Source organism: Pseudomonas saudiphocaensis, assembly GCF_000756775.1.
Taxonomy (GTDB): Bacteria; Pseudomonadota; Gammaproteobacteria; order Pseudomonadales; family Pseudomonadaceae; genus Stutzerimonas; species Stutzerimonas saudiphocaensis.
Genome location: NZ_CCSF01000001.1, coordinates 2,734,647 through 2,754,823 on the forward strand (window position 1 = coordinate 2,734,647; position 20,177 = coordinate 2,754,823).

The following is a 20,177-nucleotide window of genomic DNA, read 5'->3' on the forward strand; positions in this document are numbered from 1 at the left end:
TAATTGGCCGCAGTCTGTCAGGTTGTCAAAGTACGCAGTAGGTTTTTGTAATCTTCGCGAATATCCGCATCCAGTTCACGAAGCTCTGCAATCTTACGACAGGCGTGCAGCACCGTCGTGTGATCACGCCCGCCAAATGCGTCACCGATTTCGGGCAGGCTGTGATTGGTCAGTTCTTTGGACAAGGCCATCGCCACTTGGCGTGGACGTGCTACCGAGCGCGAGCGTCGCTTGGAAAGCAGATCGGCAATCTTGATCTTGTAGTATTCGGCGACGGTGCGCTGGATATTATCGATGCTGACCAGCTTGTCCTGCAGGGCCAGCAAATCCTTCAGCGACTCGCGAATAAGCTCGATGGTGATGTCACGCCCCATGAAGTGGGAGTGAGCGATCACTCGTTTGAGTGCACCCTCCAGCTCACGGACGTTGGAGCGAATCCGCTGGGCGATAAAGAAGGCGGCATCATGAGGCAGGTCGACATTGGCCTGATCAGCCTTTTTCATCAGGATCGCCACGCGTGTTTCCAGCTCCGGCGGCTCCACTGCCACCGTAAGCCCCCAGCCGAAACGGGACTTCAGGCGCTCTTCCAGGCCATCGATTTCCTTGGGGTAACGATCGCTGGTGAGGATCACCTGTTGTCCGCCTTCGAGCAACGCGTTGAAGGTGTGGAAGAACTCTTCCTGAGAGCGTTCCTTCTTGGCGAAAAACTGGATGTCGTCAATCAGCAACGCATCAACCGAACGGTAGAAACGCTTGAATTCGTTGATGGCATTGAGCTGCAGCGCCTTGACCATATCCGCGACGAAGCGCTCCGAATGTAGGTAGACCACCTTGGCATTCGGATTCTTCTTCAGCAGATGGTTGCCCACGGCATGCATCAGGTGGGTCTTGCCCAGACCCACGCCGCCATAAAGGAACAAAGGGTTGTAGCCGTGCTTGGGATTGTCCGCCACCTGCCAGGCGGCAGCGCGCGCCAACTGGTTGGATTTACCTTCGACAAAGTTCTCGAAGGTGAAGGTGCGATTGAGATAACTGGTGTGCTTGAGCCCGCCTTCGACCTGCACGTTACGTTCTGTACGCGCGGGAGCCGCAGGTTCGGATACTGCGGTCGGGACATTGTCATACCGTACCGGTTCTTGAACCGCAGAAGGTGCAGCCGGAGCCGGCTGTTGCGCACGTGCCGCGGAAGCGGACGGCAAACCCGTTGCGGCGGGGCGGCGCTTGCTGCCGATCAACAACGAAAGATTAGGAGCCGGACCATCCGCTCGCTCGGACAGCAGCTCAAGCAAACGGGACAGATACTTCTCGTTAACCCAATCCAGAACAAAGCGGTTCGGCGCATAAACGTGAAGTGCGTCTGCTTCGGCCTCAACCTGAAGCGGACGAATCCATGTGTTGAATTGCTGGGCTGGCAGTTCATCCCTCAAGAGGTCAACGCACTGCTGCCAAAGTTCCACCGACACGGAATCTCCTAGACGCTGTCGAGCTGTAAAACGGCCGCCATTGTAGCTCTGTGCCTTCTACTTATCCACAAATGAAGCTTTGTCCGAATGCAGAAATGCATCGAGTAATCATCTACATAAAGAAGAAGGCTTCGCTAAGACCTGTTGATAACCCCGCACAAGCTCTGGGGATCACCCGGTGGATATCATGAACAACAAACGTCCTGTGGATAAGTAACCGATTCACCCACAGCCTATACAACGCATACGCACCTTCAGCTCACCGTTAACCCCAAGGGTTAAAAATCTTGCAAGACCTCGCCAGGCAAGGGTTACAGCCTGTTATCCACAGAAAGCTGACTCACCATCTACAAACGCTTTAGAAAGAAAGACTATTCTTTCTTTTCTTTATGTAACTTTCGCTGATTGATCGACTGGCTGGAAATTGACCTGACCGCCCGGCTTCTCTACAATCGCCGGTCTCTTAAAAGGGGGCCATTCCGGCCCGCAATGGATCACCAGGTAAAGCATCATGAAACGCACTTTCCAGCCCAGCACCATCAAGCGCGCTCGCAACCACGGTTTCCGTGCCCGTATGGCCACCAAGAACGGCCGTGCCGTCCTGTCCCGCCGTCGTGCCAAAGGTCGTAAGCGTCTGGCAGTCTGAACACGTCGGAATCGCTAGTGAGTCGGGACTTCAGTCGGGACAAGCGATTGCTGACCCCGAGCCAGTTCAAGGCAGTCTTCGACTCCCCTTGCGGCAAGTTACCGGGCAGGAACGTCCTGCTCCTTGTGCGCGAAAATGACCTGCCGCATCCCCGTATCGGGCTGGTGATCGGCAAAAAGAGTGTAAAGCTCTCGGTCGAACGCAATCGCATCAAGCGGCAGCTGCGCGAAACCTTCCGCCTCCATCAGCTGGAGTTGGCCGGTTGGGACGTCGTGGTGATTGCGCGTAAAGGATTGGCCGACATGGACAACCCTGAACTGGCACGGCAATTCAATAAGCTCTGGAAACGGTTGTCGCGCACACCGTCCAAAGCTGCCGTTCAACCAGAGCAGGATAAGACCGTCCATGCGTAAACTGGCTCTGATCCCGATTCGCATTTATCGGTACGCCATCAGCCCCATGATGGCGAGCCATTGCCGCTTCTATCCAAGCTGTTCCTGCTATGCCTTGGAGGCCATTGAGACCTATGGCCTGCTGCACGGTGGCTGGCTTAGCTTGCGCAGAATCGGTCGCTGCCATCCATGGAGTCCGGGCGGCTATGATCCCGTACCTTCTAATAACACCTCAAATTCATCATCGATGACCGAGTAATCATGGATATCAAACGCTCGATCCTGCTTGTATCACTGGCCATCGTTGCCTATCTGCTGGTTCTGAAGTGGAACCAAGACTATGGGCAGACAGCCCTGCCTGACGAGCCCCGTCAGACGCAAAATTCAACGGCTGCACAAAGCGACATGCCGACCATTGCCAACCCTGAAGGCGCGGAAGGTGACATTCCCGTGGTGGCCGGCGAGCAGCAGGCCAATGCCCTCCCGGATGCTCCGGCAAGTTCGCAGCTGATCCATGTGCGCACCGATGTGCTGGATCTGGCCATTGATCCGCGTGGTGGCGACATCATTGATCTGAAGCTGCCGCAATATCCGCGTCGCCAGGATCGTCCGGACATTCCGTTCCAGCTGTTCGAGCGCAGTGCCCAGCATATCTATGAAGCACAAAGCGGTCTGATCGGTGACGGTCCGGACAAGGCCAGCGGCCGTCCGCTTTACCGCAGTACCCAGCAACAGTACGTAATGGCCGAGGGCCAGGATCGGCTGGTGGTTGACCTTGCCTATAGCGAAGACGGTGTCGATTACATCAAGCGCTTCAGCTTCGAGCGCGGCGCCTACAACCTTGAAGTGCGCTATCTGATCAACAACCAGAGCGAAAAGCCCTGGACCGGCTACATGTTCGGGCAACTCAAGCGCGACAGCAGTGGCGATCCCTCCTCGAGTACTGCAACCGGCACCGCTACTTATCTTGGTGCAGCGCTCTGGACCAAGGACGAGCCCTATCGCAAGGTCTCCATGGGCGACATGGATGACAAGAACGTAAGGGAAACCGTTGAAGGCGGCTGGATCGCCTGGCTTCAGCATTACTTCGTAACTGCGTGGATTCCTTCTCCGGATCAGACCAATCAGGTCCAGACCCGCAAGGACAGCCAGGGCAACTACATCATCGGCTACACCGGCTCTGCGGTTTCGGTCGCTCCCGGCAGCACCGGCGAGGTGGCTGCAACCCTGTATGCCGGCCCCAAGGATCAGGATCGCCTGGAAGAACTTTCACCTGGTCTGCGTCTGACCGTTGACTATGGCTTCCTCTGGTTCATTGCCCAGCCGATCTTCTGGCTGCTCAGCCTGATTCAGTCGGTGATCATCAACTGGGGTTGGTCGATTATTGTACTGACCGTCATCATCAAGCTGATCTTCTTCCCGCTCTCGGCAGCCAGCTACCGATCCATGGCCCGTATGCGCGCCGTGGCGCCGAAGATGCAGGCGCTCAAGGAACAGCATGGCGACGATCGCCAGAAGATGTCCCAGGCGATGATGGAGCTGTACAAGAAAGAGAAGATCAATCCACTGGGTGGCTGCCTGCCGATCCTGGTTCAGATGCCGGTGTTCCTGGCGCTGTACTGGGTACTGCTGGAAAGCGTCGAGATGCGCCAGGCGCCCTGGATGTTCTGGATCACCGACCTGTCGATCAAGGATCCCTACTTCATCCTGCCGATCATCATGGGCGTGACCATGTTCTTCCAGCAGCAGCTCAACCCAACTCCGCCGGACCCCATGCAGGCGCGGGTGATGAAGTTGCTGCCGATCATCTTCACCTTTTTCTTCCTCTGGTTCCCAGCTGGTCTGGTGCTGTACTGGGTCGTCAACAACGTCCTGTCCATCGCGCAGCAGTGGTACATTACCCGCAAGATCGAAAAGGCGACCAAGGCAGTCTGACTTGAGAGCTGAACAAAACGCCCCTTGATTGGGGCGTTTTGCTTTTCCAGTTTCAGGAGAAACCCGCATGCGACCAGATCACGAAACCATCGCTGCAGTTGCCACCGCGCCGGGCCGTGGCGGCATTGGCGTCGTGCGTGTTTCCGGGCCGCGCGCCAAGGCGCTGGCGATTACCCTCAGTGGACGGGAACCTGTTGCCCGCCATGCCCACTACGGCCCGTTTCATGCCGATGACGGTGGGGTCATCGATGAAGGGCTGATGCTGTTCTTTCCCGGCCCGCATTCATTTACCGGCGAAGACGTGCTGGAGCTTCAGGGCCATGGCGGGCCGGTAGTCATGGATATGCTGCTGCGCCGCTGCGTGGAGCTGGGCGCGCGTCTCGCGCGGCCGGGGGAGTTCAGCGAGCGGGCCTTTCTCAATGACAAGCTGGACCTGGCCCAGGCCGAAGCCATTGCCGATCTGATCGAGGCCAGCTCCGCTCAAGCAGCGCTCAATGCGGTGCGTTCGCTTCAGGGTGAGTTCTCCCGACGGGTTCACCAGCTAACCGAAAGGCTGATCCAGCTGCGTATCTACGTAGAGGCCGCCATCGACTTTCCCGAAGAGGAAATTGATTTTCTCGCTGATGGCCACGTCCTTGGCCTGCTTGAGGGCGTTCGCGGCGAGTTATCCACAGTATTGCGTGAAGCGGGTCAGGGAGCACTGCTGAGAGAGGGCATGACCGTGGTCATCGCCGGTCTGCCCAATGCCGGCAAGTCGAGTCTGCTTAATGCGCTGGCTGGACGCGAGGCGGCCATCGTCACCGATATCGCCGGCACCACACGGGACATCCTGCGTGAACATATCCACATTGATGGCATGCCGCTGCACATTATCGACACGGCCGGGCTGCGCGATACCGACGACCAGGTCGAACGCATCGGCATCGAGCGTGCGATCAAGGCCATTGCAGAGGCGGATCGCATCCTGCTGATGGTCGATGCCAGCACGTCCGCCATCGGTTCCGATGAGTCGCCCTGGCCGGATTTCCTAAAGACACAGCCCGATCCGCTTCGGACGACGCTGATCCGCAACAAGGCCGATCTCACCGGCGAACCCATTGGGCTCTCTACCAGCTCGAACGGGGAGACGGTGCTTAGCCTCTCGGCGCGTTCGAGGCAGGGTCTCGAGGTGCTTCGTGAGCACCTGAAAACCTGCATGGGCTACGACCAGACCGCGGAAAGCAGCTTCAGCGCCCGTCGTCGCCACCTCGATGCATTGCGCCAGGCTCAGCAGCATCTTGACCATGGCCACACGCAACTGACCCTCGCCGGTGCGGGCGAGCTCTTGGCGGAAGATCTTCGTCAGGCTCAGCAAGCTCTGGGCGAGATCACCGGTGCCTTCAGCTCGGATGATCTGCTAGGGCGGATCTTTTCCAGTTTCTGCATCGGCAAATAACGCTCCTCCCTACGCTTTTCGACTCTTACGCCAGCTCCAAGTGAGCGTGGCGTGACGGCCTGTGTCTGGGCCTTTCGTCGATCTATTCCTCATTCCACCTCCGCTTGAACACTGTGGACAACTTCCCTTAAGCCAGGTCCATAACCTTGGTATAAAACGGTAGATAAATGTGTCTGTGGATAACAAGGCAATTCATGCACAGGCTACCAACCGCCTACGCACCGCAGCCGCCCAGCTTCAGCACCAAGTTATTATTCGCTGCAGCCCTTTGAGTTCGATGGTTACAGAGGTTATCCACAGATAACGGGCGCACCATTTATAAACATAAAAATAAGCTTTAAAGAATTTCTTTCTTTATTCCTATTTTTGTCTGCTAAGTGCTTACCGGGCGAAGCTGGTTATTTTTTATCCAGAAGTCTTCTTTCAACGTCCGTGAAACCCTATACTTGCGTGCTTCCCAGAACTCTTACGAACAGGCACGAGGTGCGTGGTGGATTTCCCTTCCCGTTTTGACGTCATCGTGATCGGCGGTGGCCATGCCGGTACCGAAGCTGCCTTGGCAGCAGCACGTATGGGCGTGAAAACCCTGCTGCTGACGCACAATGTGGAAACCCTCGGCCAGATGAGCTGCAATCCGGCCATCGGTGGCATCGGCAAGAGCCATCTGGTCAAGGAAATCGATGCGCTCGGTGGCGTCATGGCAACGGCCACCGACAGGAGCGGCATTCAGTTTCGTGTGCTCAACAGCCGTAAAGGCCCTGCAGTCCGCGCCACTCGTGCTCAGGCTGATCGGATTCTGTACAAGGCAGCCGTTCGCGAAACTCTGGAAAACCAGCCCAACCTGTGGATATTTCAGCAAGCTGCAGACGACCTGATCGTTGAAGCGGATCAGGTACGGGGCGTGGTCACCCAGATGGGGCTGCGTTTCTTCGCAGAATCCGTGGTCCTGACGACCGGAACCTTCCTCGGTGGACTTATCCACATAGGCCTGCAGAACTATTCCGGCGGTCGTGCCGGTGATCCACCTGCCATAGCGCTGGCTCAGCGTCTGCGGGAACAGCCTTTACGCGTGGGTCGCCTGAAGACCGGCACACCGCCGCGCATCGACGGCAAAAGCGTGGATTTTTCGGTGATGATCGAACAGCCCGGCGACACGCCACTGCCGGTGATGTCTTATCTAGGCACTCGCGAACAGCATCCGCGCCAAGTGAGCTGCTGGATCACCCATACCAATGCCCGCACCCACGAAATCATCGCGGCCAATCTGGACCGCTCACCGATGTATTCCGGTGTTATTGAAGGTGTCGGCCCACGCTATTGCCCCTCCATCGAAGACAAGATTCATCGCTTCGCCGACAAGGACAGCCATCAGGTCTTTATCGAACCTGAAGGCCTGACCACCCACGAGCTTTACCCCAACGGCATTTCCACCTCGTTGCCCTTCGATGTGCAGTTGCAGATCGTGCAAAGCATTCGCGGGATGGAGCACGCGCATATTGTCCGACCGGGCTATGCCATCGAGTACGACTACTTCGACCCGCGCGATCTCAAGCACAGCCTGGAAACCAAGGTGATCGGCGGCCTGTTCTTCGCCGGCCAGATCAACGGCACCACGGGCTACGAGGAAGCCGGCATCCAGGGGCTGCTCGCCGGCACCAATGCCGGATTGCGTGCCCAGGGTCGTGAAGCCTGGTATCCACGTCGTGATGAAGCCTATCTCGGCGTATTGATCGATGATCTGATTACGCTTGGCACCCAAGAGCCGTATCGCATGTTCACTTCGCGTGCCGAATACCGGCTGATCCTGCGTGAAGATAACGCCGATATGCGCCTGACCGAAAAAGGCCGCGAGTTGGGGCTGGTGGATGACATCCGTTGGGCGGCCTTCGAGCGCAAGCGCGAAGGTATTGCGCGCGAAGAACAGCGGCTGAAGGAAACGTGGGTACGCCCCGGCACCGAACAGGGCGATGCGATTTCCGCCCGTTTCGGCACGCCGCTGACCCACGAATACAATCTGCTCAACCTCCTGGCCCGCCCGGAGATCGACTATCAGAGCCTGGTCGAACTGACTGGGGAAGGGGTGGAGGACCCGCAGGTCGCCGAGCAGGTGGAAATCAGAACCAAATACGCTGGCTATATCGAACGCCAGCAGGACGAGATCGCCAGGCTACGTGCCAGCGAGAATGTGGTTCTGCCAGCCGAACTCGATTACAACGCCATCGCCGGGCTCTCCAAGGAAATCCAGCACAAGCTGTCCCAGGCACGTCCTCAAACACTCGGCCAGGCATCCAGAATTCCAGGCGTTACGCCGGCAGCGGTGTCATTGCTGATGATTCATCTGAAAAAGCGCAGTGCCGGCCAGAAGCTGGAGCAAAGCGCCTGATGAGTCTTGAAACCGCAAGCCATGCGGCAGAACTGCGTGAAGGCGCGCTGCAGCTGGGCATCGAACTGAGTGATGAACAGCAACAGCTGCTTCTGGGCTATCTAGCACTGCTGAACAAGTGGAACAAGGCCTACAACCTCACCGCCGTGCGTGATCCGGCGGAGATGGTTTCCCGGCACCTGCTCGACAGCCTCAGCATTGTCGCCCAAGCCTCCACGGGAGGTTCGCGCTGGCTGGATGTGGGTAGCGGCGGCGGTATGCCGGGAATTCCCCTGGCCATCCTGTTCCCCGAGCGCCAGTTCACCCTGCTCGATTCCAACGGCAAGAAGACGCGCTTCCTCACCCAGGTCAAGCTGGAGCTGAAGCTGGCCAATGTCGAGGTTATCCACAGTCGAGTGGAGGCGTTCAAACCCGAGCAGCCCTTTACCGATATCACTTCCAGGGCTTTCAGCTCACTGGAAGACTTCGCTAATTGGACGCGTCACCTGAGCGACGACAAGACTCGCTGGCTGGCCATGAAAGGCGTACAGCCGGACGACGAACTACAGGCCCTACCCAGCGACTTCGAGCTGGAACGTTGCCTGGTCCTCAAGGTTCCCGGTTGCCAAGGCCAGCGCCATCTGCTGATACTGCGCCGCACTTCATGACCCTGGACAGACACTGATCATGGCTAAAGTATTTGCCATCGCCAATCAGAAAGGCGGTGTCGCCAAGACCACCACCTGTATCAACCTTGCAGCCTCGCTGGTGGCAACCCGCCGTCGCGTGCTGTTGATCGACCTCGACCCGCAGGGCAACGCCACCACCGGTAGCGGTGTGGATAAGTTGAATCTGGATTACTCGATCTACGACGTGCTGATCGGCGAATGTAGCCTGGTCGATGCCATGCAGTATTCCGAACATGGTGGTTATCAGCTGTTGCCCGCCAACCGAGACCTGACGGCTGCCGAGGTGGCGTTGCTCAACCTGCCGGCCAAGGAAAATCGTCTGCGCGAGGCCCTGGCGCCGGTGCGGGAGAATTACGATTACATTCTCATCGACTGTCCGCCATCGCTGTCGATGCTGACCATCAACGCCCTGACCGCTGCCGACGGGGTAATCATCCCCATGCAGTGCGAGTACTACGCACTGGAAGGCCTGAGTGATCTGGTCAACTCGATTCAGCGCATCTCTCAGCTGCTCAACCCGAGCCTGAAGATCGAAGGTCTGCTGCGCACCATGTACGACCCGCGCAGCAGCCTGACCAACGAGGTCACCGAGCAGCTCAAGGCGCATTTCGGCGACAAGCTCTATGACACGGTGATTCCGCGCAACGTCAGGCTGGCCGAAGCGCCCAGTCACGGCATGCCGGCGCTGGTGTATGACAAGCAATCCAAGGGCGCATTGGCCTACCTGGCGCTGGCAGGAGAGTTGTCACGCCGCCAGCGCCGCGCTGCCCGTAGCGTAACCGCATAAGGAATTTCTAATGGCGACCAAGAAAAGAGGCCTGGGACGTGGACTGGATGCCCTGCTCGGCGGCGCCAGTGTCAGCACGATGCAGGAGCAGGCCGTTCAGGCCGACGTACGTGAGCTGCAGGAGCTGCCGCTGGACGTGATTCAGCGGGGCAAGTACCAGCCACGTCGGGACATCGATCCGGTCACCCTTGAAGAACTGGCGCAATCGATCAAGGCCCAGGGCGTCATGCAGCCCATCGTGGTGCGCGCCATCGGTGGCGGTCGTTATGAAATCATCGCTGGTGAACGCCGCTGGCGGGCCAGCCAGCAGGCTGGACTGGAAAAGATTCCGGCGCTGATACGCGATGTCAGCGATGAAGCTGCTATTGCCATGGCGCTGATCGAAAACATCCAGCGTGAAGATCTCAACCCCATCGAAGAAGCAGTGGCGTTGCAACGCTTGCAGCAGGAATTTCAGCTGACCCAGCAGCAAGTTGCCGATGCAGTGGGCAAGTCGCGGGTGACCGTCAGTAATCTGCTGCGGCTGATTGCCTTGCCCGACGAGATCAAGACGCTGCTCTCCCACGGCGATCTTGAAATGGGCCACGCCCGGGCATTGCTCGGCCTTCCGGCAGAACAACAGATAGACGGTGCGCGGCATGTTGTCGCACGGGGTATGACCGTGCGCCAGACCGAGGCTCTTGTACGTCAATGGCTGAATACCCCGCAAACCAGGAAAAGCGAGCCCAAGAGCGATCCGGACATCCAGCGTCTGGAGCAGCGCCTGGCCGAGCGGCTAGGCTCTCCGGTGCAGATCAAGCATGGCGAGAAGGGCAAGGGGCAGCTGGTTATCCGCTACAATTCGCTGGATGAGCTGCAAGGTGTGCTGGCGCACATTCGCTGAAACAAAAAACATGTAGTGACGACCGGAAAAGGCTACCTGAAGGTTGAACGCAAAGTGGCCTGCTCCTATACTCGCCGCGCTTTTTTGACTGCGGTCATTGTTGGCAACAACGGTCTCTGGCGGCGGATGTACGGGTGAATATACGTAACAGGACACCTCTTCATCGTCAGCCGGTTGTGCGTGTACTGATTGTGCAGGCGCTTGTCGGACTGGTTGTCGCAGTGTTCTGCGGGTTGCTTTTTGGTATGGTCGCCGGCTACTCCGGGTTGCTTGGCGGCCTGATAGCGCTACTGGCCAACCTTTACTTCGCGTTCAAGGCGTTCCGTTACTTCGGCGCGCGTTCGGCCAGGGCAATCGTGCAGTCCATTTGGGCTGGCGAGATGGGAAAACAGGTTCTTGCAGCAGCGTTGTTTGCGCTGGTGTTTGTGGGAGTGGAACCGCTGGAGCCATTGGCGTTGTTTGCCGGCTACGTGTTGGTTCTAGGCGCCGGAGCGAGCGCCCTCCTACTGATGAAAACTAATCCGAAGCATTGAGCACTGAGGCGTTTATGGCGAGTACCCCGGCGGAATATATCCAGCATCACCTGCAGAATCTGACCTACGGGAAACTGCCGGCAGGTTACGTTCGCGGCGACGGCTCTGTCGTCGATCAAGCCACCTGGACCATTGCCCAGACCGGTGCGGAAGCACGTGACATGGGCTTTATGGCCGTCCACCTGGACACTCTGGGCTGGTCGCTGCTGATGGGCGCCATCTTCATCCTGCTGTTCCGCAGCGTCGCCAAGGTCGCTACCGACGGTGTCCCCGGCAAACTGCAGAACTTCGTCGAAATCTGCGTCGAGTTCATCGAGGGCGTGGTCAAGGACACCTTCCACGGCCGCAACCCGCTAATCGCACCTCTGGCACTGACCATCTTCGTCTGGGTGTTCCTGATGAACAGCCTGAAGTGGATCCCGGTCGACTACATCCCTGGTATTGCTCACCTGCTGGGCCTGCCAGCCTTCAAGATCGTGCCGACCACCGACCCGAACGGCACCTTTGGTCTGTCGCTGGGCGTGTTCATCCTGATCCTGTTCTACAGTTTCAAGGTCAAGGGCGTGGGTGGTTTCACCAAGGAACTGGCTTTTACCCCGTTCAACCACTGGTCGCTGGTGCCATTTAACCTGTTCCTCGAAATTCTCGGTCTGCTGACCAAACCGCTGAGCCTGGCTCTGCGTCTGTTCGGCAACATGTATGCCGGTGAGGTGGTCTTCATCCTTATCGCGCTGCTGCCGTTCTATGTGCAGTGGACCTTGAATGTGCCCTGGGCGATCTTCCATATCCTGGTTATCCCGCTGCAGGCGTTCATCTTTATGGTTCTGACCGTGGTGTATCTGAGCTCTGCACATGAAGACCATGGAGCCGAGCAGGCGCACTAACGGCTGAATCGTTCGAAACGACTTTGCTTTACCCACGAAAAACCTTAACCCCTTAGCTTCAGGAGCTTTACATGGAACTCGTCTACATCGCCGCCGCTATCATGATCGGTCTGGGTGCCCTGGGCACTGGCATTGGCTTCGCCATCCTTGGCGGCAAGCTGCTGGAATCCACTGCTCGTCAGCCTGAGCTGGCTCCGCAGCTGCAAACCAAGACCTTCCTGATGGCCGGCCTGCTCGACGCCGTACCGATGATCGGTGTTGGTATCGCGATGTACCTCATCTTCGTTGTCGCTGGTTAAGCATTTATCCGGTTTGAGATGGGGTTCGCCGGGCGAGCCCCGTCGCCGTGGAATGACTCCCGCGTTGAACGAGATAGCACGAGGTAAATCGCTGTGAACATTAACTTGACGCTGTTCGGTCAAACGATCGCCTTCGCTATCTTCGTCTGGTTTTGCATGAAGCTCGTCTGGCCGCCGGTAACGGCAGCCATGGCAGCACGCCAGAAGAAGATCGCCGATGGGCTGGATGCCGCTGGCCGTGCACAGCAAGACCTGAAACTGGCTCAGGACAAGGTGACCAACACCCTGCGTGAGACCAAGGAACAGGCTGCCCAGATCATCGAGCAGGCCAACAAGCAAGCCAACGCGATTGTCGAGGAAGCCAAGCAGCAGGCACGTGCCGAAGGCGAGCGACTGGTCGCCAGTGCCCGCGCCGAGATCGAACAGGAAGTGAATCGTGCCAGGGATCAACTGCGCAGCCAGGTAGCGGCTCTAGCCGTCGCCGGTGCAGAGAAGATCCTGGAGTCCCAGGTGGACGCCAAGGTACACAACGAACTGGTCGAAAAACTGGCCTCCCAACTTTAAGCGAGGCAAGCGATGATCAATACCCAGACGCTTGCTCGGCCTTACGCGAAAGCAGCTTTCGAGTTTGCTAGTGCGGCCGGACAGACCGAGTCCTGGTCGAAGATGCTGAGCCTGGCGGCCATCGCCGTTGAAGTCCCGGAAGTCTCGGCCCTGCTGAGCGACCCGCGCCTGACCAGCGAAAGCAAGGTTCAGGAGCTGGTTCGCTTGCTCGGCGACGACACCGACGAAGCTTTTCGCAATTTCGTCCGCAGTCTTGGCGAGAATGATCGCCTGTCGGTACTGCCGACGGTCAGCGAGCTGTACGAGGACATCAAGGCGCAAGCCGACAAAACGCTTGAGGCAGAAGTTGAAACTGCCTTCGAGCTCAGCAACGCACAACTCCAAACTTTGGCTGCCGCCCTGTCGAAGCGGCTAGATCGCACCGTTAACCTCCAGCAGGCCGTGAATCCTGCTCTGATCGGCGGCGTGGTCATTCGCGCCGGTGATGTGGTTGTCGACGGTTCGGTCCGCGGCAAACTGAGCCAGTTGGCCGAATCGTTGAAATCCTGATTTGAGGGTCATGGCATGCAGCAACTGAATCCTTCCGAGATTAGTGAAATCATCAAGCAGCGCATCGAGAAATCCGATGTCGCTGCTCAAGCCCGTAATGAGGGCACCGTCGTCAGCGTGTCTGACGGCATCGTACGCATCTACGGCCTGGCCGATGCGATGTATGGCGAGATGATCGAGTTCCCTGGCGGCATCTTTGGTATGGCACTGAACCTGGAGCAGGACTCCGTAGGTGCCGTGGTTCTGGGTAACTACCTGGGCCTGACCGAAGGCATGAGCGCCAAGTGCACCGGCCGCATCCTCGAAGTTCCGGTAGGTCCGGAACTGCTGGGTCGCGTAGTCGATGCTCTGGGTAACCCGATCGATGGCAAAGGTCCGGTCAACGCCAAGCTGACCGACGCTGTCGAGAAAGTGGCACCCGGCGTGATCTGGCGTAAGTCGGTCGACCAGCCGGTACAGACCGGCTACAAGTCGGTCGACGCCATGATCCCGGTCGGCCGTGGTCAGCGTGAGCTGATCATTGGTGACCGTCAGATCGGTAAGACCGCCATGGCCATCGACGCCATCATCAACCAGCGCAACAGTGGCATCAAATGCGTCTACGTCGCCGTTGGTCAGAAGCAGTCGACCATCGCCAACGTGGTGCGCAAGCTGGAAGAGCACGGCGCCCTGGCCAACACCATCATCGTTGCCGCTTCGGCTTCCGAGTCCGCCGCACTGCAGTTCCTGGCTCCTTATGCCGGTTGCACCATGGGCGAGTACTTCCGTGACCGCGGTGAAGACGCGCTGATCGTGTATGACGATCTGTCCAAGCAGGCTGTGGCCTACCGCCAGATTTCCCTGCTGCTGCGTCGTCCGCCGGGACGTGAAGCCTACCCGGGCGACGTGTTCTACCTCCACAGCCGTCTGCTGGAGCGCGCTTCCCGCGTTTCCGAGGAGTACGTGGAGCAGTTCACCAAGGGCGAAGTGAAAGGCAAGACCGGTTCCCTGACCGCACTGCCGATCATCGAAACCCAGGCTGGCGACGTTTCCGCGTTCGTTCCGACCAACGTGATTTCCATCACCGACGGTCAGATCTTCCTGGAATCGGCCATGTTCAACGCAGGCATCCGTCCGGCCGTTAACGCCGGTATCTCGGTATCCCGTGTTGGTGGCGCTGCCCAGACCAAGATCATCAAGAAGCTGTCCGGTGGTATTCGTACCGCGCTGGCCCAGTACCGTGAACTGGCTGCGTTCGCGCAGTTCGCTTCCGACCTGGACGAAGCGACCCGCAAGCAGCTTGAGCATGGTCAGCGTGTAACCGAGCTGATGAAGCAGAAGCAGTATGCGCCGATGTCCATCGCCGAAATGTCCGTGTCCCTGTATGCCGCCGAGCGTGGCTTCCTGACCGACGTGGAAGTGGCCAAGGTTGGCGCCTTCGAGCAGGCCCTGATCGCCTTCTTCAACCACGAGTTCGCCGATCTGATGGCGAAGATCAACGTGAAGGGTGACTTCAACGACGAAATCGACGCTGGTCTGAAGGCCGGTATCGAGAAGTTCAAGGCCACGCAAAGCTGGTAAGCCGCAGCGGGAGCCGAAAGGCTCCCGCCTGCTAACCCGATAGGTGTCAAATGGCAGGCGCAAAAGAGATTCGCAGCAAGATTGCGAGCATCAAAAGTACGCAGAAGATCACCAGCGCCATGGAAAAGGTCGCGGTCAGCAAGATGCGCAAGGCACAACAGCGCATGGCTGCCAGCCGTCCTTACGCGGAGCGGATCCGGCAGGTGATTGGTCATCTGGCCAACGCCAACCCGGAGTACCGTCATCCGTTCATGGTGGATCGTCCGGTCAAGCGTGTCGGTTATATCGTTGTATCGACCGATCGTGGCCTGTGCGGTGGCCTGAACACGAACCTGTTCAAGGCACTGATCAAGCACATGAAGGAATGGCACGATCAGAAGATCGAGGCAGACCTCTGCGTGATCGGTAACAAGGGTGCAAGCTTCTTCCGTAGTTTTGGCGGCAACGTGGTTGCAGCCATCGGCAACATCGGTGAAGCGCCGTCGATCAATGATCTGATCGGCAGCGTCAAGGTCATGCTCGATGCCTTCCAGGAAGGCCGGGTGGATCGCTTGTATCTGGTATCCAACAAGTTCATCAACACCATGACCCAGAAGCCGACGATCGACCAACTGCTGCCGCTGGCTGCAGACGCGAACGCCGAACAGGTCAAGAAAGGTCAGTGGGACTACCTCTACGAACCGGATGCCCAGCAGTTGCTGGATGCCCTGCTGGTTCGTTTCATCGAGTCCCAGACCTATCAGGCTGTGGTTGAGAACGGTGCAGCCGAACAGGCCGCGCGGATGATTGCAATGAAGAGCGCAACCGACAACGCAGGGGAGCTTATCAGCGACCTGCAACTGGTCTACAACAAGGCCCGTCAGGCTGCGATCACTCAGGAAATTTCGGAAATCGTCGGCGGCGCTGCCGCGGTTTAAGAACGGTTCAAATATTCAGAGGAACCAAAAATGAGTAGCGGACGTATCGTTCAAATCATCGGCGCCGTTATCGACGTGGAATTTCCACGCGATCAGGTACCGAACGTCTATGACGCGCTGAAAGTTCAGGGCGCCGAGACCACCCTGGAAGTCCAGCAGCAGCTGGGCGACGGCATTGTCCGTACCATCGCCATGGGTTCGACCGAAGGCCTCAAGCGTGGCCTGGACGTCAACAACAGCGGCAAGGCAATTGCCGTTCCGGTCGGCGCAGGTACCCTGGGCCGTATCATGAACGTCCTGGGCGAGCCCATCGACGAAGCCGGTCCGGTCGAGTGCGAAGAGCTGTGGGGCATCCATCGCGCGGCGCCAAGCTACGCCGAGCAGGCTGGTGGTACCGATCTGCTGGAAACCGGCATCAAGGTCATCGACCTGGTCTGCCCGTTCGCCAAGGGCGGTAAGGTCGGTCTGTTCGGTGGTGCGGGTGTTGGTAAGACCGTCAACATGATGGAGCTGATCAACAACATCGCCAAGGCGCACAGCGGTCTGTCCGTGTTCGCCGGTGTGGGTGAGCGTACTCGTGAGGGTAACGACTTCTACCACGAGATGAAGGACTCCAACGTTCTCGACAAGGTAGCGATGGTCTACGGTCAGATGAACGAGCCGCCAGGAAACCGTCTGCGCGTGGCACTGACCGGCCTGACCATGGCCGAGAAGTTCCGCGAAGAAGGCAAGGACGTTCTACTGTTCATCGACAACATCTACCGTTACACCCTGGCCGGTACCGAAGTGTCCGCGCTGCTGGGTCGTATGCCGTCCGCGGTGGGTTATCAGCCGACTCTGGCCGAGGAAATGGGCGTTCTGCAGGAGCGCATCACCTCCACCAAGACCGGTTCGATCACCTCGATCCAGGCCGTATACGTTCCCGCGGACGACCTGACCGACCCGAGCCCGGCGACCACCTTCGCCCACTTGGACGCCACCGTCGTACTGTCGCGTGACATCGCTTCCCTGGGTATCTACCCGGCCGTTGACCCGCTGGACTCCACCAGCCGTTCGCTGGATCCGCTGGTAGTTGGCCAGGAGCACTACGAAGTGACTCGCGGCGTGCAGTACGTGCTGCAGCGCTACAAGGAACTGAAGGACATCATTGCCATCCTGGGTATGGACGAGCTGTCCGAGCAGGACAAGCAGCTGGTAGCGCGCGCTCGTAAGATTCAGCGCTTCCTGTCCCAGCCGTTCCACGTGGCCGAGGTCTTCACCGGCGCTCCGGGCAAGTACGTGTCGCTGAAGGAAACCATCCGTGGCTTCCAGGGCATTCTCAATGGTGACTACGATGACCTGCCGGAGCAGGCCTTCTACATGGTCGGTACCATCGACGAAGCCATCGAGAAAGCGAAGAAACTGTAACTGGCGCGCCCGCTTGCGGGCGCCGATCCCGCCCCTGGGCCGGCTCTGTCCGGTCCGGGGGAAGATTACCGAGGCATAAGTATGGCTATGACAGTCCATTGCGACATCGTCAGTGCGGAAGAAGAGCTGTTCTCGGGGCTGGTGGAAATGGTCGTCGCCCATGGCAACCTGGGTGACATCGGTATCCTGCCGGGCCACGCGCCGTTGCTGAGCGATCTCAAGCCGGGTCCGGTGCGGGTGATCAAGCAGGGTGGCGAGGAAGAAATCTTCTACATTTCCGGCGGCTTCATTGAAGTTCAGCCGAACATGGTGAAGGTTCTGGCCGATACCGCTACTCGCGCCAAGGACATCGACGAAGCTGCTGCTCAGGCTGCCGTGAAGGCGGCCGAAAAGGCGCTGAACGAGAAGGGCGCGGATTTCGATTACGGATCCGCCGCTGCTCGTCTGGCCGAGGCCGCAGCCCAGCTGCGCACCATCGAGCACCTGCGCAAGAAGTACGGTCGGCACTGATCGAACCGCGACTTCAGCTTCATCGCGCATGCGTAAAAGGGTAGCCTTGGCTACCCTTTTTCGTTTCCGCCGTTCGCCGATTCCGGCCAGGCCGGCACCTTTTCGAACTTCTTCAGGATCGCATCCATGTCACTCGATATCGTCATTCTCGCTGCCGGACAGGGCACCCGCATGCGCTCGGCACTGCCCAAGGTTCTGCATCCGGTGGCGGGCAAATCCATGCTTGGTCACGTCATCGATACCGCGCGCGCCTTGCAGCCGAAAAGCATCCAGGTGGTGATCGGTCACGGCGCCGAGCTGGTTCGCGAGCGTCTGGCAGGTGACGATCTGAGCTGGGTGGTCCAGGCCGAACAACTGGGCACTGGTCATGCAGTGGCTCAAGCGCTGCCCAACCTGTCGGCGGAGCGGGTGCTGATCCTCTACGGCGATGTGCCGCTTATCGAAGCCGAGACCTTGCAGCGGCTGTTGCACAAGGTCGGCCCCGACCAGCTGGCGCTGCTTACCGTGATGCTCGACGATCCCACCGGCTATGGACGCATCGTGCGTGACGAGCGTGGCGAGGTGCAGGCGATCGTCGAACACAAGGACGCCAGTGACGAACAGCGGGCGATCCGCGAAGGCAATACCGGCATCCTGGCGGTGCCTGGCAGCCGCATTGGCGAATGGCTGGGGCGCCTGTCCAACAGCAACGCCCAGGGCGAGTATTACCTGACCGACGTGATCGCCATGGCAGTGGCCGACGGCCTACGTGTCGCCACGGAACACTCCGGGGACGCCATGGAAGTACAGGGCGCCAATGACCGGATCCAACTGGCCGAGCTGGAGCGCCACTATCAGCTGCGCGCGGCGCGTCGCTTGATGGCGCAGGGCGTGACGCTGAGTGATCCGGCGCGTTTTGATGTGCGTGGCGAGGTTTCTGTGGGGCGCGATGTGCTGATCGACATCAACGTGATTCTCGAAGGCCGGGTGATTATCGAAGATGACGTGCAGATCGGGCCGAACTGCGTGATCAGAAATTCCACCCTGCGCAAGGGGGCGATCATCAAGGCCAACTCTCATCTGGAAGACGCAGAAGTGGGTGAAGGCGCCGATTGCGGTCCCTTCGCCCGGTTGCGGCCCGGCAGCGTGCTGGGCGCCAAAGCTCATGTGGGCAACTTCGTCGAGATGAAGAATGCGGTGCTTGGCGAAGGCGCCAAGGCAGGCCATTTGAGCTACCTGGGCGACGCTGAAATCGGCGCGCGGACCAACATCGGTGCTGGCACCATCACCTGCAACTATGACGGCGCCAACAAGTTCAAGACGGTGATGGGCGAGGATGTATTCATCGGCTCCAACAGCTCCCTGGTGGCTCCGCTGAACCTGGGCGCTGGCGCGACTACCGGCGCCGGCTCGGTCATCACCGAAGACGTACCGGCACATACTTTGGCGCTTGGTCGTGGGCGCCAGCGCAATATCGAGGGCTGGCAGCGGCCGGTTAAGGCCGACAAGAAGTCCTAAAAGCAGCTTTGTCGGACCGCAGCGCGGTAGCAGGTCTGCCTAGGCTCTGTACGAAAAGTGCCTGCGCTCGGTGATGCTTCGTTAAAAACGGGTTCGGAATGCTCATTTACAGCTCGTAAACTCCGCTTCCTCACCCGTTTTTGCCTCGCCTGACCTTCGCTCGACGACTTTTTGTACACATCCTAATACGACGGAAGTAAAAGCATGTTTGGCGTAACCGATTATGGTGCTTTTGTAGTCGCCTTCATCATTCTGCTGGCGATTCCAGGGCCGGGAAACCTCGCGCTTATTCTATCCACAGGCAAAGGCGGGATCCGCGGCGGTCTGGCTTCAACGTTGGGCATCATTCTCGGCGATCAGGTACTGATGTGGCTTGCCGTCGCCGGTGTCGCAGCCGTATTGAAGGCCTACCCGACAGCCTTTCACCTGGTGCAATGGCTGGGCGCGGCCTATCTGATCTGGCTCGGTCTGCGCATGCTGCTGGCCAAACCCGGCGCTGCACCTACGCTGGAGATCAGGCCAAGGCAATACCTGCGCCAGACATGTCTGATCACCCTGTTCAATCCCAAGGCCATCGTCTTCTACATGGCCTTTTTCCCGCTGTTCATCGATCCGCAGCGCCACCAGGGAATGCTGACCTTCAGCTTTCTGGCGGTGACCATCGCTGTGCTGACCTTCCTTTACGGGCTGGTGATCGTACTGAGCACCTACTTTCTCGCCGAACGTATGCGTGCCAATCCGCGTGTTGCACGTGGTCTGGAAAAGCTTGCCGGGCTATGCCTGGTGGGTTTTGGCGTCAAGCTGACCCTCAATTGAGGCTTGACTCGCGGGCATCTCTAGGTTTTGATTCGCACTCTTAACTTTC

21 protein-coding genes are annotated in these 20,177 nt (G+C 58.7%); 20 read left to right on the forward strand and 1 reads right to left on the reverse strand.

Annotated elements, in window-relative coordinates:
- Positions 1-17 precede the first annotated feature (17 nt).
- On the reverse strand, positions 18-1,463 hold the full coding sequence (gene dnaA, locus BN1079_RS12605) for a chromosomal replication initiator protein DnaA (protein ID WP_037024865.1): 1,446 nt from the start codon (positions 1,461-1,463) through the stop codon (positions 18-20).
- A 511-nt stretch (positions 1,464-1,974) separates the two neighbouring features.
- Here dnaA and rpmH point away from each other — a divergent pair.
- From rpmH to BN1079_RS12700, 20 genes are all read left to right on the forward strand, one after another.
- Entirely contained in the window at positions 1,975-2,109 is a 135-nt protein-coding gene (gene rpmH, locus BN1079_RS12610; RefSeq protein ID WP_037024866.1) for a 50S ribosomal protein L34, read from the forward strand.
- A gap of 17 nt (positions 2,110-2,126) precedes the next feature.
- Positions 2,127-2,522: a ribonuclease P protein component gene (gene rnpA / locus BN1079_RS12615; RefSeq protein WP_037024867.1), complete on the forward strand. Its 396-nt coding sequence runs from the start codon at positions 2,127-2,129 to the stop codon at positions 2,520-2,522.
- Positions 2,515-2,760, forward strand: a complete 246-nt coding sequence (yidD, locus tag BN1079_RS17445) for a membrane protein insertion efficiency factor YidD (protein WP_074436840.1) — start codon at positions 2,515-2,517, stop codon at positions 2,758-2,760. The genes rnpA and yidD overlap by 8 nt, the downstream gene beginning before the upstream one ends.
- Positions 2,761-2,762: 2 nt before the next feature.
- Positions 2,763-4,436: a membrane protein insertase YidC gene (gene yidC, locus BN1079_RS12620; protein WP_037024868.1), complete on the forward strand. Its 1,674-nt coding sequence runs from the start codon at positions 2,763-2,765 to the stop codon at positions 4,434-4,436.
- A 67-nt stretch (positions 4,437-4,503) separates the two neighbouring features.
- On the forward strand, positions 4,504-5,871 hold the full coding sequence (gene mnmE / locus BN1079_RS12625) for a tRNA uridine-5-carboxymethylaminomethyl(34) synthesis GTPase MnmE (RefSeq protein WP_037024870.1): 1,368 nt from the start codon (positions 4,504-4,506) through the stop codon (positions 5,869-5,871).
- A 490-nt stretch (positions 5,872-6,361) separates the two neighbouring features.
- The gene (gene mnmG / locus BN1079_RS12630) at positions 6,362-8,254 is read left to right on the forward strand and encodes a tRNA uridine-5-carboxymethylaminomethyl(34) synthesis enzyme MnmG (RefSeq protein WP_037024871.1); all 1,893 of its coding nucleotides are present in this window, start codon (positions 6,362-6,364) and stop codon (positions 8,252-8,254) included.
- Positions 8,254-8,901, forward strand: a complete 648-nt coding sequence (rsmG, locus tag BN1079_RS12635) for a 16S rRNA (guanine(527)-N(7))-methyltransferase RsmG (protein WP_037024873.1) — start codon at positions 8,254-8,256, stop codon at positions 8,899-8,901. The genes mnmG and rsmG overlap by 1 nt, the downstream gene beginning before the upstream one ends.
- A gap of 19 nt (positions 8,902-8,920) precedes the next feature.
- Positions 8,921-9,709, forward strand: a complete 789-nt coding sequence (locus BN1079_RS12640; protein WP_037024874.1) for a ParA family protein — start codon at positions 8,921-8,923, stop codon at positions 9,707-9,709.
- 10 nt (positions 9,710-9,719) lie between these two features.
- Positions 9,720-10,592 carry a ParB/RepB/Spo0J family partition protein gene (locus BN1079_RS12645; protein ID WP_037024875.1) on the forward strand — a complete coding sequence of 291 codons (873 nt, stop codon included), beginning with the start codon at positions 9,720-9,722 and terminating at the stop codon, positions 10,590-10,592.
- 134 nt (positions 10,593-10,726) lie between these two features.
- Entirely contained in the window at positions 10,727-11,125 is a 399-nt protein-coding gene (locus BN1079_RS12650) for a F0F1 ATP synthase subunit I (RefSeq protein WP_074436841.1), read from the forward strand.
- Between the two features lie 14 nt (positions 11,126-11,139).
- Positions 11,140-12,009 carry a F0F1 ATP synthase subunit A gene (gene atpB / locus BN1079_RS12655; protein ID WP_037024878.1) on the forward strand — a complete coding sequence of 290 codons (870 nt, stop codon included), beginning with the start codon at positions 11,140-11,142 and terminating at the stop codon, positions 12,007-12,009.
- A 71-nt stretch (positions 12,010-12,080) separates the two neighbouring features.
- A complete protein-coding gene (atpE, locus tag BN1079_RS12660; protein ID WP_037024880.1) occupies positions 12,081-12,308 on the forward strand; it encodes a F0F1 ATP synthase subunit C in 228 nt (75 codons plus the stop codon).
- A 93-nt stretch (positions 12,309-12,401) separates the two neighbouring features.
- Positions 12,402-12,872, forward strand: coding sequence for a F0F1 ATP synthase subunit B (locus BN1079_RS12665; RefSeq protein ID WP_037024883.1), 471 nt, complete (start codon positions 12,402-12,404; stop codon positions 12,870-12,872).
- A gap of 12 nt (positions 12,873-12,884) precedes the next feature.
- Positions 12,885-13,421 carry a F0F1 ATP synthase subunit delta gene (locus tag BN1079_RS12670; protein ID WP_037024886.1) on the forward strand — a complete coding sequence of 179 codons (537 nt, stop codon included), beginning with the start codon at positions 12,885-12,887 and terminating at the stop codon, positions 13,419-13,421.
- 15 nt (positions 13,422-13,436) lie between these two features.
- The gene (atpA, locus tag BN1079_RS12675; RefSeq protein WP_037024888.1) at positions 13,437-14,981 is read left to right on the forward strand and encodes a F0F1 ATP synthase subunit alpha; all 1,545 of its coding nucleotides are present in this window, start codon (positions 13,437-13,439) and stop codon (positions 14,979-14,981) included.
- 50 nt (positions 14,982-15,031) lie between these two features.
- Positions 15,032-15,898, forward strand: coding sequence for a F0F1 ATP synthase subunit gamma (gene atpG, locus BN1079_RS12680; RefSeq protein WP_037024890.1), 867 nt, complete (start codon positions 15,032-15,034; stop codon positions 15,896-15,898).
- A gap of 30 nt (positions 15,899-15,928) precedes the next feature.
- Positions 15,929-17,305, forward strand: a complete 1,377-nt coding sequence (atpD, locus tag BN1079_RS12685; protein ID WP_037024892.1) for a F0F1 ATP synthase subunit beta — start codon at positions 15,929-15,931, stop codon at positions 17,303-17,305.
- An 81-nt stretch (positions 17,306-17,386) separates the two neighbouring features.
- Positions 17,387-17,815 (forward strand): F0F1 ATP synthase subunit epsilon, encoded by a 429-nt coding sequence (locus tag BN1079_RS12690; RefSeq protein WP_037024895.1) that lies wholly within the window; start codon positions 17,387-17,389, stop codon positions 17,813-17,815.
- Between the two features lie 126 nt (positions 17,816-17,941).
- The gene (gene glmU, locus BN1079_RS12695; protein ID WP_037024898.1) at positions 17,942-19,312 is read left to right on the forward strand and encodes a bifunctional UDP-N-acetylglucosamine diphosphorylase/glucosamine-1-phosphate N-acetyltransferase GlmU; all 1,371 of its coding nucleotides are present in this window, start codon (positions 17,942-17,944) and stop codon (positions 19,310-19,312) included.
- A gap of 204 nt (positions 19,313-19,516) precedes the next feature.
- Entirely contained in the window at positions 19,517-20,128 is a 612-nt protein-coding gene (locus tag BN1079_RS12700) for a LysE family transporter (RefSeq protein WP_037024901.1), read from the forward strand.
- Positions 20,129-20,177: the final 49 nt, after the last annotated feature.

Excerpts from the sequence above, each read along its gene's own strand:
- rpmH (WP_037024866.1), top strand. The coding sequence starts at position 1,975 with ATGAAACGCACTTTCCAGCCCAGCACCATCAAGCGCGCTCGCAACCAC.
- yidD (WP_074436840.1), top strand. The coding sequence starts at position 2,515 with ATGCGTAAACTGGCTCTGATCCCGATTCGCATTTATCGGTACGCCATC.
- yidC (WP_037024868.1), top strand. The coding sequence starts at position 2,763 with ATGGATATCAAACGCTCGATCCTGCTTGTATCACTGGCCATCGTTGCC.
- mnmE (WP_037024870.1), top strand. The coding sequence starts at position 4,504 with ATGCGACCAGATCACGAAACCATCGCTGCAGTTGCCACCGCGCCGGGC.
- rsmG (WP_037024873.1), top strand. The coding sequence starts at position 8,254 with ATGAGTCTTGAAACCGCAAGCCATGCGGCAGAACTGCGTGAAGGCGCG.
- BN1079_RS12640 (WP_037024874.1), top strand. The coding sequence starts at position 8,921 with ATGGCTAAAGTATTTGCCATCGCCAATCAGAAAGGCGGTGTCGCCAAG.
- BN1079_RS12645 (WP_037024875.1), top strand. The coding sequence starts at position 9,720 with ATGGCGACCAAGAAAAGAGGCCTGGGACGTGGACTGGATGCCCTGCTC.
- atpB (WP_037024878.1), top strand. The coding sequence starts at position 11,140 with ATGGCGAGTACCCCGGCGGAATATATCCAGCATCACCTGCAGAATCTG.
- atpE (WP_037024880.1), top strand. The coding sequence starts at position 12,081 with ATGGAACTCGTCTACATCGCCGCCGCTATCATGATCGGTCTGGGTGCC.
- BN1079_RS12670 (WP_037024886.1), top strand. The coding sequence starts at position 12,885 with ATGATCAATACCCAGACGCTTGCTCGGCCTTACGCGAAAGCAGCTTTC.
- atpA (WP_037024888.1), top strand. The coding sequence starts at position 13,437 with ATGCAGCAACTGAATCCTTCCGAGATTAGTGAAATCATCAAGCAGCGC.
- atpG (WP_037024890.1), top strand. The coding sequence starts at position 15,032 with ATGGCAGGCGCAAAAGAGATTCGCAGCAAGATTGCGAGCATCAAAAGT.
- atpD (WP_037024892.1), top strand. The coding sequence starts at position 15,929 with ATGAGTAGCGGACGTATCGTTCAAATCATCGGCGCCGTTATCGACGTG.
- BN1079_RS12690 (WP_037024895.1), top strand. The coding sequence starts at position 17,387 with ATGGCTATGACAGTCCATTGCGACATCGTCAGTGCGGAAGAAGAGCTG.
- glmU (WP_037024898.1), top strand. The coding sequence starts at position 17,942 with ATGTCACTCGATATCGTCATTCTCGCTGCCGGACAGGGCACCCGCATG.
- BN1079_RS12700 (WP_037024901.1), top strand. The coding sequence starts at position 19,517 with ATGTTTGGCGTAACCGATTATGGTGCTTTTGTAGTCGCCTTCATCATT.